We start from the raw sequence: 14226 nt of genomic DNA on the forward strand, positions 1-14226 counted from the left end.
GAGCTGCTGGATGTCGTTCATGCCGAAGCCTTGGCCGAAAACGCCATTCATACCGCTGCCATTGGCCAAGGAGCCCATGTTGTGGATGTAGCTGTAGCCGAAGCTCACTGCGGCAGGACCGAAGTCATGCGAGATCGCAGCACCCAGTTGAAGGCGCTGGAAGGAGTTGGTGTTTTTGATCGCGGGAACAGCAGTGGCAATGTTAGGGGAGAAGCTGTCATGGTCACCTGCGAGGGAGCCGTAGTTGACGTCCCAGAGGAGGGAGGTGCTGCCAGCGCCGTCTTCGGAAGCGCCGCCCACAAGGAGAAGCTCGCCGTTGTGGCCGGCACGGACCCAATGCTGACCGTAGTTGATGCCACGCCAGACGTAGTTGGAGTCGTAACCGATGGAGGCGGTGATGCCGAGGTCATCGTTCACCGGAGCGGGAGCGATTGGGTTTTTAGGAGCAGGAGCGGATGGTCCGGCCACAACGGGAGTGGCGGCCAGTGCCAAGAACCCCAGCGTTTTCAGCAATGCGTTCAATTTCATAGTCTGATTAGTTTGGTATTAGGTTGGTTGGTTGAGGTCGGACACTCGCATGGGATGGATCAAAGCATGTGCTTTAACCCAAAGTACGTGAGCCGTTCAGCCCCAAAACTAGCAGGGGCCGTAACACGTGAAAAGCAATTTTTGCAATTATGGAACAAATTTTTGCATCCTTAATTGCTGCCTTAATTATATGATTGATCTTTGTAAAGCAGCCTTCATGCCAAAATCGGTGAAATATTGGCATTGAACGGATTGCAGAAGATGGCTAACCCTTGTCATGACTCGTCTGCTGATTTTTACTTTGCTCATAGTGTGGTCATTGCCATTGCATTCCAGTGAGCCGTTTCCCCTCATTCATTTGCGAGTCCGGGTGCATTTAATGCGGTCCATTACGAATCCAAGGTTGCAAACGACACTTAAGGAAAATGAAACGCGTGCCCTTTTTGATGAAGTGAACGACATCTGGGCCCAGGCTGGCATTCGATTCGAACTGGAGGCGATTGACAACCTGCAAGCACTCAATCTCGCCCCTAAAAGGTGGTACATCAAGGATCGAGACTGGGTCAAAAAAGCGATTCCAACGGATCTGTTCAGTCCCACCGCCATTGACGTTTGTTTTGTGAAGGACATGGGTCCCAACGGCTTTTTTTACGGCGAGCCGGTGGTGGTCTGCGAAAATCCTGAATTTCACAAGGTTTCTGGCGGCTCAGGCAACCCCGTGGCCCGCGTGACGGCCCATGAACTCGGTCACGTTTTGTTCCTGCAGCATCGGCAGGAGCGCACCAATTTGATGGCGTCGGGAAAGAATGGCGTTTCTCTGAACCCGCAGGAGATCAAGGATGCTAGAAAACGGGCGCTGGAGATTGTTGGGCAGTTGTCTCAGCCTTGAGGCTCAAGCGTTTCTCGCAGGACGCTGCCCAGAGCTTGGATCTGTGCGGCAGTGTGCAAGGCGCTGACGGTGATGCGCAGTCTGGCGCTGCCGCGGGCGACGGTAGGATAGCGGATGCAGGGAATGAGGAAGCCAGCCTCACGCAGGCGAGCACTGACTTCCAGAGCCCGTGACGCTTCACCCAGAATGACCGGCAGAATGGCTGCCGGGCCGGGCGGTGAAGTGACGCCGATTTCAGACAGCAGGGCTTGGGTTTGCGCTGCATGGCTGAGGACATGGGACCTCAAGGCATCGCCACTCTCACCGCGAATCAGTTTCAAAATGGAGCTCAGCGCATGGGCCAAATGAACGGGAGGGGCGGTGGAGTAGATGAAGCTGCGTGCACGGTTAATCAGCAGGTCAATGACCTGGCGTGAGGCCGCTAGATAGCCACCGCTGAGGCCGAAGGCCTTGCTCAGGGTGCCCAGATGCAGATCCACCTGCTGATCCACGCCGAGTGCGGCGGCGAGCCCCCGCCCCTGCGGGCCCAAAACACCCACGGCATGGGCTTCGTCCACCAGCAGCCAGGCACCGTATCTGGCCTTAAGTTCTGCAATCTCCCGCAGCGGGGCGGCATCGCCATCCATGCTGAAAATCGACTCTGTAACGACGAGCACGCGCCCTTTGGCCGTTTGCAGCAGGCGTTCGAGTTTTTCGAGGTGATTGTGGGGAAAGACACGGATCGTTGCTCCGCTCAAACGCGCTGCATCGACGAGACTGGCATGGCAGAGTTTGTCGAGGATGATCGTGTCGCCTGCACCCATGAGCGCCGGAATCGTCCCCAGTGCCACGGCAAAGCCACTGCTGAAGGTCAGCGCGGCGGCTGTACCTTTGAAATCCGCCAAGGCTTCCTCCAGCTCGGCATGCGCACGATGGGTGCCGCACACCAGACGTGAAGCACCGGAGCCACCGCCGTATTTGACGATGCCTTCGGCAAGCGTCTGCTTCATCTCAATGGAGTGCGCCAGGCCGAGGTAGTCGTTGGAAGAAAAATTAATCCACTCGCGGCCATCGGCGCGCACGGTGACTCCGTTCAGCTCATCGAGTGGGCGCAGCTCGCGCCAGAGTCCCTGCGTACGCAGCTCATCCAGCTGAGCAGTGATGTCCCATGGGTCGGTGCGTTCCTGCATGCGTCACTCCTTCAGCCGGCGTTCCACCACGTCGTCTTTTGCCACACCGAGGGTCAGTGCCTTCTCATAGTGCCTGCGCGCCAGCTCGATGGCAGGCGGTCGGCGCTCCAGAAGCATCAGGGCCATGTTGAAATGAGCGATGCCGTAATCCGGCTTCAGTTCGATCGCGCGCTGCAGTTCTGCTTCGGCCGCATCCGTCCAGCCCAGGCCTTTGGCGGCGATGGCCAGGTAATTATGAGCGCGCGCATCCTCGGGCTCTTCGTGAATGGCCCGGGTGAAGCAGGAAATGGCACGGTAGGTGTCTCCCTGCTTTTGCAGCAGCAGCCCCAGGGCCGTCCACGTTTGCGCGAGCTGCGGATTGAGCTGCACGGATTTTTCAAAGCATTCGATGGCTTGCTTGGTGTTTCCTGCCTGCTGCTCCACGGCACCCAGATTGGCCCAGATGAGGGCATTGCCATCGTCGAGCTCCAGCATTTCTTGGTAGGCCTTGCGGGCTGCGGGCCAGTCCTGCTTGCCGAAGGCTGCTGCTGCACGTTCACCCAACACCTTGGTGAAAGGGGGCAGCATGCCGGTTTTATCCATCTTGGCCGGGTTGATCGGTGCAGCCTCCTGGGCATGGCTGACCGTGGCCAGAACCAGCAGCGCGGAGATTTTCAGGGGATTCGAACACAACATGGCAGTGACTATGCGCTGAAATTGGCGCAGGAAAACATCTTGCGTACGGAGCGTGAGAGGGAATGTTCGCCCGAACAGCCTTAATTTATCCATGTTCACCGACACTGACTCCCGCCTCACGGCCCGCCAGCAGGAACTCCTCGAGTACCTGCGCAGCTACCAGCGCACGAACGGTGTGATGCCCTCCACGCGTGACATCCAGCGCCACTTCGGCTTTTCCAGCCAGACCGCCGCGATGAGCCATCTGCGTGCGCTGGAAAAAAAAGGTGTCATCCAGCGTCATGCGCACAAAGCGCGTGCCGTCGTTTTTCCGGAAGATCTCGACCGCGCTGAAATCGTCGATATTCCGGTGTTCGGCCAGATTCCCGCCGGCATGGCCGCAGCTGACATGGTGCAGCATGCCGACCGCTGCATCTCTGTGGATGTGAACACCCTCGGCATTCCACGCTCGGCGAAAAGCTTCGCCCTGAAAGTGCGTGGCGAATCCATGATCGGCGCTCTCATCGGCGATGGCGACCTCGTCATTCTCGAAATTCGCGAACCGCGCCCAAAAGACATCGTCGCCGCACTCATCGATGGTGAGAGCACCTTGAAGCGCTACGTGGTCAAAGATTCTCAGCCCTACCTTCAGGCTGAGAATCCCGAATTTCCTGATCTTCTGCCGGCACGTGAACTTCTCATCCAAGGCGTCATGATCGGGCTCATCCGGCATGTGCGTCAGGGCTGACCCTGATCAGCCGACGTAGCGCTCGCGCAGGTGTTTGATGTGCCACTTGGCATCGGTTGGTTTGCCCGTCGCCTGCGTGATGATCTCCTGGGGCAGCAGGGCGGCACCTTTGCTGTGCACGTTTTCCCGCAGCCAGTGCAGCAGCGGCGCGTAGTCGCATTTTTCCAAGGAGGCTGCGATCTTCCGATTCTTTTTCGCAGAAGCGAAAAGCTGGGCGGCATTGAGGTTCCCCAGGGTGTAGGTGGCGAAATAACCCAGTCCGCCCATGCTCCAGTGAATGTCCTGCAGGCAGCCGTGACGGTCGTCCGGAGGTGTCATGCCAAAGAGTTCGCGATACTCCTCGTTCCACACCTTTGGCACGTCCTGGACGGCAAGCTCGCCCTTCACGAGGCGGCGCTCGATGCCGAAGCGCAGGAGGATGTGGAGATCATACGTGGCTTCGTCAGCCTCCACGCGGATGAAGCTGAACTCGCTGCGCAGCATCTCCTTCATGAAGGCATCGAGTTTTACTTTGCGCAGGTGCGGGAAGAGCTCCTGCGCGCGGGGCAGCCACTTGGCCCAGAAGGTGCGGCTGCGGCCCACGTGATTTTCCCACAGACGGCTTTGTGATTCGTGGATGCCTAGTGAGGCAGCGCTGCCGCTCGGCAGGCCGTAGTCCAGACCCGGCAGCCCCTGCTCATACAATCCGTGACCGGCTTCGTGCATCACGCCGAAGAGCGAGGACAGGAAATCCTTGTCGTCATAGCGCGTCGTCAGCCGAACGTCGCCGGGGCCAAGGGTGGTGCAGAAGGGATGTGCTGTCGTGTCGATGCGACCCGCCTCGAAATCAAACCCCAGGCTTTGTGCGATTTCGCGGTTCAGAATCTGCTGCTTTTCGATCGGATAACGACCTTTGAGCGTGCCCGGCTTCACCTTGGCAGATTTGGCCACGGCCTCGCGGGCGATTTCGGCGAGTTGCGGGCGCAACTTGGCAAACAGCGCGGCCACTTCGCGTGTTTTCGCACCACGCTCGTAGAGATCCAGCAGCGCATCGTAAGGCTCATCTTCGTAGCCAAACAGATCTGCCTTTTTGCGTGCGATGCCCAGCACCTTCTCTAGATGGGGGGCAAACATGGAGAAGTTGGATTTCCCCCGTGCTTCCACCCATGCCGCCTTGGCATGCGCGCAGACCTCGCTTTCCTCCTCCACGAGTTTTTGCGGCAGCTTCGTCGCACGGTCGATGTCGCGGCGCAGTCCGCGCACGTTTGCTGCGTGGGTTGGATTTTCCTGCGTCTCTGCTTCAGCGCGCTCCAGTAGCTTCAGCGTTTTCTTTGAGGTCAGCAGACTGTGCGCTTTTCCTGTCAGATAGGACAACTGCCGCGCCCGGTGCTCCAGAGCATGCGCTGGCATGTAAGTTTCCTGGTCCCAGCCCAGCACCGCTTCGGTGGAAGTGAGCAGGGCGATTTCAGAAACAACTTCGCGGAGAGATTGGTAGGCGGTCATGTGTGAATGAACTGACAGTGACCGAAGTCATCTTCAAGCACGATTCACGAGTTCCTGTTGTGAAGCTCGGCGCGAATCCATGTCGGTTCGCGGCGAAGGTCGAGAATCGCAAACACCTGCGTTTCGCCAGCTGTTTCTCGGTAGTAGATGCCGAAAGGAAACTTCTCAGAAAGCATCCGATGAAAACCAAAGTGGAGACCATGAATACCGCTGAGCGCCGTCAGCCGCTCGAGGTCTTCGACAATGCGCCGGAGAAAGTAATCTCCAACCCCCTGCTCGATTTCATCATAGAAGTCACGTGCGGCTTCGATGTCTTCCGCCGCTTCCTCCAGGACGATGACTCTCTTCATGACCGGGGCAGGCCAAGTCGTCCTTTGAGTTCTTCAAGCGTGAGAAACTTTCCCTGACCTGCCTCAACCTTGGCCAGACGTTTGGATAGAACATCTCCGTGCCAGGAGGGCGACGACACGTCTTCGGGCGATTTCAGCAATGAGCCCCATATCACCTCCATGGCTTGGAAGCGCTCTGCTACGGTCATGTGCTCGATGTCGGATTCGACGAACATGAGTTCAAGTTTATCTTCTTCCCTCACTGTCGCAAGCCTCTCTTCAAGCCGCCACTGGATGCCACGTAGTCTTGAATTCGATCAGCGACCGGATTTCTTCCACGCCCTGCATCTTGTCAGCGAACCAGTCGATGGGTTCATCGGACTTCATCAGGCGCACACGTTTCACACTTTCCGCTGCGCCGAGTTTCAGAGTCTTGCGGTCTGCAGCGTTCACTGCGCCGCTCAGTGCGCGGAGGTGTTCATGGGTGGCAAAGGTGGGCAGCATTTCGCTGCGCTGGCCGGTGAGCAGGTTCACCACGCCGCCGGGAAGATCGCTGGTGGCCATCATTTCTCCCAGCAGAATGCTTGGATGAGGCTGGGTGCTGCTGGCCAGTGCTACGACACAGTTGCCACTTGTGATGGCGGGCAGGATCAAGGAAACCAAGGCCAGCAGGGGTGAGTCATCAGGGGCAATGACGCCAATGATTCCCATCGGTTCCGACACGGTGAAATTGAAATGAGCGGACGCGACGGGGTTCACGCTGCCGAGGATCTGTTCGTATTTGTCCGTCCAGCCGGCGTAGTGCACCACGCGCTCGATGCTGGCCGCAACTTCACGCGAGGAGTCTGCTTTTGAAGCGCCGCCCAATGCCACCGCTTCGGCCAGTTCAGCAGCGCGTGATTCCATCATCTCTGCGAGGCGGTATAAAATCTGCCCACGGTTGAAGGCCGAGCGTTTGGCCCAGCCGGGGCCCACTTTGGCTGCTGCTTCCACGGCATTGCGCAGGTCCTTGCGTGTGCATTGCGGGATGTTGGCAAAGAACGCACCGGAGGCGTCATGCAGTGCCGTCACGCGTCCGCTCTCGCTGCGGATGAAGGCTCCGCCAACGTAGCATTTGGGGGTTTTGTTGATGTGGAGGCGGGGAGACATAAGCAACGAATTGGGACAGGATTAACAGAATTTCAGGATCACAGGATTGGGTATGGATGATTCGGAAGTATTCAGGTGGAGTGTGATGGTTTGGGGAAATCCTGGAATTCTGTCATCTTGTAAATCCTGTCAAAAAGGTACCGCATCAATCCACGCGTAAATAATCCAGCATCCCCTGCTTCCCACCCTCACGCCCAAATCCGCTCTCTTTATATCCTCCAAAAGGACTCGTCGGATCAAACTTGTTGTAAGTGTTGGCCCAAACGACGCCGGCTTTGAGGAGGGTGCTCATCTTGAGGATGCGGCTGCCTTTGTCGGTCCAGACGCCGGCGCTGAGGCCGTAGGGCGTGTTGTTGGCTTTTTCGACGGCTTCCTCAGGTGTGCGGAAGGTGAGGATGCTCAGCACGGGGCCGAAGATTTCTTCGCGGGCGATGCGGTGGCTCATGCTGACGTTGGTAAAGATCGTCGGGCGGAAGAAGAAGCCTTTGGCGGGAAGCTTGCAGCCGTTGTCGTACTTCTCCGCGCCTTCAGCGACACCGCTTTGGACGAGTTCGGTGATTTTGCTGAGCTGCTCGCGGCTGTTGATGGCGCCGAGGTCGGTGTTCTTGTCCATCGGATCACCCACGCGCAGCACCGCAATGCGGCGCTTCAGTTTGGCGAGCACGGTATCGGCAATGCTTTCTTGGACGAGCAGGCGTGAGCCAGCGCAGCAGACATGGCCTTGATTGAAGAAGATGCCGTTCACGATGCCCTCCACGGCCTGATCCAGCGGCGCATCATCGAAGACGATGTTCGCAGCCTTGCCGCCGAGTTCGAGCGTGAGCTTCTTGTCCGTGCCTGCGAGGCTGCGCATGATGCTCTTGCCCACTTCGGTACTGCCGGTGAAGGCCACCTTCGCTGTCAGCGGGTGGCTGATCACCGCCGCGCCCGTTTCTGCCGCGCCACTGACGATGTTCACCACGCCGTTTGGCAGGCCTGCCTCCTGGCAGATTTCGCCAAACTTCAGCGCGGTGATGCTGGTGGTCTCGGCCGGTTTCAGCACCACGCAATTTCCTGCGGCGAGCGCGGGAGCGATCTTCCACGCGAGCATGAGCAGCGGAAAATTCCACGGGATCACCTGTCCCACCACTCCATGCGGCGCCACTTGTCTGCCCGGCGCGATATGCTCCAGCTTGTCGGCCCAGCCTGCATGATAAAAGAAATGCGCTGCCGCCATTGGGACATCGAAATCACGCGATTCTTTGATGGGCTTCCCACCATCCAGGGTCTCCGCGATGGCAAACTCACGTGCATGATCCTGGAGCAGTCGTGCGATGCGATAGAGGTATTTGCCGCGCTCCTTTCCCGGCATTTTGCCCCACACGTTAGTGAATGCCTTCTGCGCTGCTTTGCAGGCGGCATCGACATCCGCAGCATCCGCCATCGCGATGTCCGCAATCTTCGTTTCATGTGCCGGATTGATGGTTGCGAAGTATTTTCCCGCATGCGGCGGAACGAAGGACCCGTTGATGAACAAGTCGTAGTGCGGCTTCAATTTCGGGTCCGCTGTCTCAGGAGCTGGATCAAACTCCCACAGATCGCCGAAGACGAGTTCACGGGCGGGATTGGCCTTGGTTCGGGCAGGCGATTTTGGCATGGCGCTAGTGAAGGAGATCAGGAATGAGAGCGAAAGCTATGACGTTCGAGATGAGAGTGGCCTGGAGGTAGGTGATCAACGCAACCTGAAAACGCATGGACAGAGAGAGCTTCATGGAGCGAAAGCGCCATAATCTTACTCCAACCGCGAGAAGAATGAATCCGAGCTGGAGCAACCCCGGAAGTCCAATGCGGGGGCTCGCGTAAAAAACAGCGCATGGAATCGCCAAAAAACCAAAAAGGGTGAAAAAGGGTTTCGAGAGGTTGAAAGAGGAGAGAAACAAAAAAATCATGGCCTTAATATCCTTCGGTGGCCTCGCTGAAATTCCACGGGGCCTGATAGGCGCCGGTGCGTTCTTTTTCGAGCTGGCGCACGAGGTCGTTGAGCAATGCGGAGGCACCGAAGCGGTAGCGGCGGTTGTTGAGCCATTCATCGCCGAGGGTTTCTTTGACGGCGATGAGGAAGTGCAGCGCCTGCTTGGCGGTGCGGATGCCGCCGGCGGGTTTCATGGCGATGGGGATGCCGGTGGCGAGGAAGTGGTCGCGGATGGCCTCCAGCATGACCTGGTTGTTGCCGAGCGTGGCATTGGAAGAAGTTTTGCCCGTGCTGGTCTTGATGAAGTCACCAGGACGGATCACGCGCATGGCCAGGAAACTGGCGGCGCGAATGTTATCAAAAGTTTCGAGCTCGCTGACTTCGAGAATGACCTTGAGCGTGGACTGGCCGCAGGCTTCGACCACAGCGGAGATCTCATCCTGCATGCGGCCGAATTCACCGCTGAGAAAAGCACCGCGATTGATGACCATGTCGATTTCATCGGCCCCATCGTTCACGGCGGCGGTGACTTCCGCGAGGCGGGTTTTGAGCGGAGCCTGGCCGCTCGGGAAGGCGGTGGCGACGGAGGCAATTTTCACCGAGGTGCCGCCGACATGCTTTTTCGCGTGCTTCACCATCGCGGGATACACGCAGACGGCGGCCGTGGGTGGAATGTCGCCCACGTCATGCGGTCGCAGCGCCTTCTGGCACAGTGAGGCCACTTTGCCGGGCGTGTCCTTGCCTTCGAGCGTGGTCAGATCGACCATAGACACAGCGAGGCGCAGGCCGAAGACCTTCGAATTCTTCTTGAGACTGCGTGTGGTGAATTTCGCCACACGCTCTTCAATGCCGACTTGATCGACGGTGCCGATCTCATCGAAGAGACGGCGGAGGCTGGTGGGCGCTTTGGCGGCTGGCATGGAACTCATTTACATGTGAGACCGTGTTGCTGACAATGACAGAATCTGTGCTCGCAGATTCTCCGGCCCGCGTATGCTTGGGTACCATGAGCAATATGATCCCTCTAGTGTATGATTCGCCGATTTTTCGCATGGCCTGTCAGCAGTTTGATCTGGTGGCCGACTTTTTGGACATTCCTGAAAATGCCCGTGACCGCCTGAAAATGCCCAAGCGCGCCGTGAGCGTGGCCATGCCCGTGCGGCGTGACGATGGCAGCACCACCGTATTCATGGGCTACCGCGTGCAGCATCATCTTACACTTGGGCCCACCAAGGGCGGTGTGCGTTTTCACCCGGATGTGACACTGGGAGAAGTGGGTGCCCTGGCCATGTGGATGAGCTGGAAATGTGCGCTCACCGGCCTGCCATATGGTGGTGCCAAGGGCGGTGTGACCTGCGATCCACGGGCGCTTTCGCTCAATGAACTGGAGCGTGTGACACGTCGCTACACGCAGGAGCTGATCCCGTTCATCGGCCCGCAGATCGACATTCCTGCACCGGACATGGGCACGAACGAGCAGACCATGGCCTGGATGATGGACACCTATTCACTGCAAAGCGGCCACTGCGTGCCGGCGGTGGTGACGGGCAAGCCGGTGGGTTTGGGCGGCTCGCTGGGACGCAAGGAATCGACAGGTCGCGGCGTGGCCTATTTGATTTCTCGCGCCATGGATACCGTGGGCATCACAGCCCAGGGCGCGACGGCGGTGGTGCAAGGCTACGGCAACGTCGGTGCCGTGGCGGCAGCGTCCTTGAACCGCATGGGACTCAAGGTCATCGCTGTGAGCGATGCGTTTGGTGGTTTGCACAATGCGAACGGCATTGATCTGGCCAAGCTCGACGAACACGTGGCGAAAACGCGCAGCATCGTTGGCTTTGAAGGCGCGGACGCGATCACCAACGAGCAACTGCTGGTCACGCCCTGCGATGTGCTGGTTCCCGCCGCAATGGAGCGCCAGATTACCGGTGAAAATGCCGCGAAAATCCAGTGCCGCATCCTCGCTGAAGGCGCGAACGGCCCGACCACGCCCGAGGCAGATGCCATCATCGCCCAACGTCCTGAAATCTTCGTGATTCCCGACATTCTCTGCAATGCCGGCGGCGTGATCGTCTCCTACTTCGAATGGGTGCAGGATTTACAGAGCTTCTTCTGGGACGAGGGCGAAGTGATGAGCAAACTCTACCGCATCCTTGAGCAGGCCTTCGTGCAGGCTTTGAATTTCAGCCGCAAACGCAATGTCAGCATGCGCTTCGCCGCTCTGAGCCTGGGCATCCAGCGCGTGCATGAGGCGAAGCAGATGCGCGGGTTGTTCCCATGATGTGGAATGGGCCGCCAGCCGGTCTCACGATCACTGCATAATCTCTGTCGGGCATTCCGGCAGGGATGACAGGAACGCCCGTCCATACGGCTTGGTAAGGATGCGGTTGTCGAGGATGGCGCAGATGCCTTTGTCGGTGGCAGTACGGATGAGGCGGCCGACACCTTGGCGGAGTTTGAGGATGGCCTCGGGCACGCTGTATTCGGTGAAGGGATTGAGTCCCTGTGCTTCGAGGTGCTCGATGCGCGAGGCGGTCAGCGGATGGTCAGGCACCGCAAAGGGCAGGCGGGTGATGATGACGTTGCTCAAGGCTTCGCCGGGCACATCGACACCGGTCCAGAAGCTGTCGGTGCCGCAGAGCACGCTGTGGGTGTCGTTCTTGAATTCGGCGAGCATCTGATGCCGTGGCATGCCACGGCCTTGCACCAGCAGCCGCCAGCCGCGTTTTTCACAGTGGGCTTCGAGATTGCCGGCCAGCGAGGTCATCTGGCTGTAGCTGGTGAAGAGGATGAAGGCGCGGCCGCTGCTGAGGTCGATGAAATGGGTGATCCAGTGCTCCAGCCGGTCGAGGTAACCGGGTTCCGAGGGCTGCGGCATCTTTTTGAGCAGATAGAGCTTCATCTGCTTTTTGAAATCGAAGGGGCTCTCAATGCATGCCGCACGGGCATCCTCAGCGCCGACGCGATTGCGGAAGTAGTTCAATTCCGTGTCATCGCCAATGCCCAGCGTGGCACTGGTGAAGACGCAGGCCTTGTGGCTGGCGAAGAAGATCTGTCGCAGACGTGGCGCGACATCGACGGGCGCGGTGTGAAAAGAAACGATGCGGTTTTCGTGGCTGGTGCGCTCAACCCAATGAACATGGTCTTCGTTTTCCTGATCAAGGAAGGCTTTGATGCCGACACGAATGGCAGTGAGGCGTTTGGAAAGATCGAGGAGTTCGAGTTTCGTGCCTTCACGATCAACGGCATCGCCTGCTTTCTGGGCACGCAGTGCGAGGCGTTGTAGCGGCAGGCTGAGTGTGTCTTCAATCAGGCCTGCTTCGCGCACGCGGAATTCCCGGCCCATGGCGTTGAATTTGCACGCGGCCTCAGCGGCACGGAAAAAGGTGTCCACGCTGTCCAGCGTCTGAAGCACTTCTCGCACGCCGTCTTTGTCGCCCACGAGTTGGAAGAAGCCTTTGCGGCTCTTCGGATTGTGCAGGCGGCCCAGCTCGAATTTGATGTTCGATTCGCTGATGTGCAGGCCGAAGGCGCGCGCGGCCACGTTCTCGATGGTGTGGGCCTCGTCGAGAATGACGAAGTCACGCGGGAAGAGGAAATTGCAGTCCTCGGTGCTGGTTTCATCGGCGGAGGCCAGCAGCGTGAAGAAGAGCGTGTGATTCAGCACCACGACGTCCGCCTGCTCCATGCGACGGCGCACGTCCTGATACCAGCAGCGGCTGCCGGGCGGGCAGCGACGGGGGGTGCAGGCATGCGGCTCGCTGCACACGAGCGACCACACGCGTGCGCTTGGCGTGAAGTCGAGATCACTCAGCGTGCCGTCCTCGGTTTCGGCCACCCAGTCGAGCAGCATCTTCAATTCGCTGGCTTCGGAGGTGGAGAAGAGATCGCCAGACTCATTGAGCGCTCGCTTGAGACGCGTGGGGCAGATGTAGTTGCCACGGCCTTTGAGAATCTCCGCATGGAAATCGCCGATGAGCTGTTTCACGATGGGAATGTCCTTCGTGATGAGCTGCTCCTGCAGATTGATCGTATGGGTGCAGATGATGGCCTTGCGCTTCTGCTCCAGGGCAAACGTGACGGCGGGAACAAGGTAGGCGAGAGACTTGCCGACACCCGTTGCAGCTTCGCACACAAAGGCGTGATTGCCGTCCAGCGCCGCACCGACCAGCTCCGCCATGCGCTGCTGTTGCGGTCGATATTCAAACTGCGGCGACTCGGACATCTTGCCCTGATCCGAGAACGCGTAGTGCATGCGCGGCGCCAGTGGCGGTCGCGAGATGCGGCCTGTCATTCCTTCTTCGTGATCTTCGGCGACGTGAAACATGCGGGGGAGGGTGATAGCAGAGAGCGCAGCCTTCAGGGCAACGGAGTTTTTGAGCAAGGGGTCATTTTTCGCGCTCGAACCACACGACATGCAGCCCGAGCTTTTCCGCCAGCTGACGACCCACCTGCGGTCCCAGGACCAGCAGAGCCGTGGCAAAGCCATCAGCTTGGGCTGCGCTGGGGTGAATGACACTGACCGAGGCGAGCTTGTGCTCAATGGGGCGACCCGTGCGCGGATCCAGAATGTGCGCGTAGTCTTTCCCATCCGCAGAGAAATGCTGCCGATAGACACCGCTGGTGGCGATGGATTGATCTTTAAGCCGGAGCGTCTGTGCAGATTCTCCGGGCGGTGCCGCAGGTGTTTGGATACCGACGCGCCATTCACCGCGTGCGAGGACTTCACCTCCGATTTCGAGGAGGAAATGGGTGATGCCTTTGGATTCCAAATGCTGCGCGAGGTGATCCATGGCCCAGCCTTCTGCGACGGCGCTGACATTGATGCGCAGTTCCGGAATGTCTTTGCGCAGGGCTGGGGGATCGTGTCGGGTGTGCAGATGCTGCCAGCCGCATTGGGCTTTGGCACCCGCGATTTCGGCCTCAGTGGGTGCGATGTCGCGTCTGCCTCTGGCACCGAAGCCCCACAGATCGATGAGCGGAGCTAGAGTGATGTCCAGCGCGTGATCGGTGTCGTTGCCAATTTGCTGCGCGAGCTCCACGACTTCCACGAGTTCAGCCGGCACCGCGATCCAGCCCGTGCTGGTGGAGGAATTGAACTGCGAAAGAGCGGAGTCAGGCTGCCAGTGGCTGAGGATGGACTCCCAGACATCGAGCTGCTGCTGTATCTCTTTTTGAGAGATGATGCCAGCCCCACCATCCACTCGCAGGCTCCACGTCGTGCCCATGGTGCGACCGCCGAGAGTGACAGGCTGGGCATCACGAGAGCAGCCGCTGAGAAGCAGGAGCAAAAGAGCAAAACGCATGATGAGAGAAAGTGGCGAGGCCTG

14 protein-coding genes are annotated in these 14226 nt (G+C 58.8%); 3 read left to right on the plus strand and 11 right to left on the minus strand.

The window, feature by feature from the left end; genetic code table 11:
• On the minus strand, positions 1-528 hold a 528-nt coding region (locus tag WAW39_RS23080), incomplete at its 3' end, for a hypothetical protein (RefSeq protein WP_422321514.1).
• 277 nt (positions 529-805) lie between these two features.
• Between WAW39_RS23080 and WAW39_RS23085 the strand changes: the two genes are divergently transcribed.
• Positions 806-1417: a hypothetical protein gene (locus WAW39_RS23085; RefSeq protein WP_422321515.1), complete on the plus strand. Its 612-nt coding sequence runs from the start codon at positions 806-808 to the stop codon at positions 1415-1417.
• Here WAW39_RS23085 and bioF read toward each other — a convergent pair.
• Positions 1408-2586: an 8-amino-7-oxononanoate synthase gene (gene bioF / locus WAW39_RS23090; protein ID WP_422321516.1), complete on the minus strand. Its 1179-nt coding sequence runs from the start codon at positions 2584-2586 to the stop codon at positions 1408-1410. The two genes, WAW39_RS23085 and bioF, sit on opposite strands and share 10 nt — an antisense overlap.
• Positions 2587-2589: 3 nt before the next feature.
• Positions 2590-3261, minus strand: coding sequence for a tetratricopeptide repeat protein (locus WAW39_RS23095; protein ID WP_422321517.1), 672 nt, complete (start codon positions 3259-3261; stop codon positions 2590-2592).
• Between the two features lie 91 nt (positions 3262-3352).
• On the opposite strand from WAW39_RS23095, the gene lexA reads away from it, so the two are divergent.
• Entirely contained in the window at positions 3353-3988 is a 636-nt protein-coding gene (lexA, locus tag WAW39_RS23100; protein WP_422321518.1) for a transcriptional repressor LexA, read from the plus strand.
• A 6-nt stretch (positions 3989-3994) separates the two neighbouring features.
• Here the strand turns inward: lexA and WAW39_RS23105 are convergent, their stop codons facing one another.
• From WAW39_RS23105 to deoC, 6 genes are all read right to left on the minus strand, one after another.
• Positions 3995-5470 (minus strand): carboxypeptidase M32, encoded by a 1476-nt coding sequence (locus WAW39_RS23105; protein WP_422321519.1) that lies wholly within the window; start codon positions 5468-5470, stop codon positions 3995-3997.
• A gap of 44 nt (positions 5471-5514) precedes the next feature.
• Positions 5515-5820: a type II toxin-antitoxin system RelE/ParE family toxin gene (locus tag WAW39_RS23110; protein WP_422321520.1), complete on the minus strand. Its 306-nt coding sequence runs from the start codon at positions 5818-5820 to the stop codon at positions 5515-5517.
• Positions 5817-6035 carry an addiction module protein gene (locus WAW39_RS23115; RefSeq protein ID WP_422321521.1) on the minus strand — a complete coding sequence of 73 codons (219 nt, stop codon included), beginning with the start codon at positions 6033-6035 and terminating at the stop codon, positions 5817-5819. Before WAW39_RS23115 ends, WAW39_RS23110 begins: the two co-directional genes overlap by 4 nt.
• Positions 6036-6078: 43 nt before the next feature.
• Complete coding sequence (locus WAW39_RS23120) at positions 6079-6948, minus strand: aldehyde dehydrogenase family protein (RefSeq protein ID WP_422321522.1); 870 nt, start codon at positions 6946-6948, stop codon at positions 6079-6081.
• Between the two features lie 145 nt (positions 6949-7093).
• Positions 7094-8524, minus strand: coding sequence for an aldehyde dehydrogenase family protein (locus tag WAW39_RS23125; RefSeq protein ID WP_422321566.1), 1431 nt, complete (start codon positions 8522-8524; stop codon positions 7094-7096).
• Between the two features lie 356 nt (positions 8525-8880).
• The gene (deoC, locus tag WAW39_RS23130) at positions 8881-9819 is read right to left on the minus strand and encodes a deoxyribose-phosphate aldolase (protein ID WP_422321523.1); all 939 of its coding nucleotides are present in this window, start codon (positions 9817-9819) and stop codon (positions 8881-8883) included.
• Positions 9820-9905: 86 nt separating this feature from the next.
• On the opposite strand from deoC, the gene WAW39_RS23135 reads away from it, so the two are divergent.
• The gene (locus tag WAW39_RS23135) at positions 9906-11177 is read left to right on the plus strand and encodes a Glu/Leu/Phe/Val family dehydrogenase (protein ID WP_422321524.1); all 1272 of its coding nucleotides are present in this window, start codon (positions 9906-9908) and stop codon (positions 11175-11177) included.
• A 30-nt stretch (positions 11178-11207) separates the two neighbouring features.
• Here WAW39_RS23135 and WAW39_RS23140 read toward each other — a convergent pair whose 3' ends face one another.
• Both WAW39_RS23140 and WAW39_RS23145 read right to left on the minus strand, forming a co-directional pair.
• Positions 11208-13223: an ATP-dependent DNA helicase gene (locus tag WAW39_RS23140; protein ID WP_422321525.1), complete on the minus strand. Its 2016-nt coding sequence runs from the start codon at positions 13221-13223 to the stop codon at positions 11208-11210.
• Positions 13224-13284: 61 nt separating this feature from the next.
• Entirely contained in the window at positions 13285-14202 is a 918-nt protein-coding gene (locus WAW39_RS23145; RefSeq protein WP_422321526.1) for an FAD:protein FMN transferase, read from the minus strand.
• Between the last annotated feature and the right edge of the window lie 24 nt (positions 14203-14226).

Origin of the sequence: Prosthecobacter sp. (assembly GCF_049294395.1) — a bacterium.
In the GTDB taxonomy this organism is placed as follows: domain Bacteria; phylum Verrucomicrobiota; class Verrucomicrobiia; order Verrucomicrobiales; family Verrucomicrobiaceae; genus Prosthecobacter.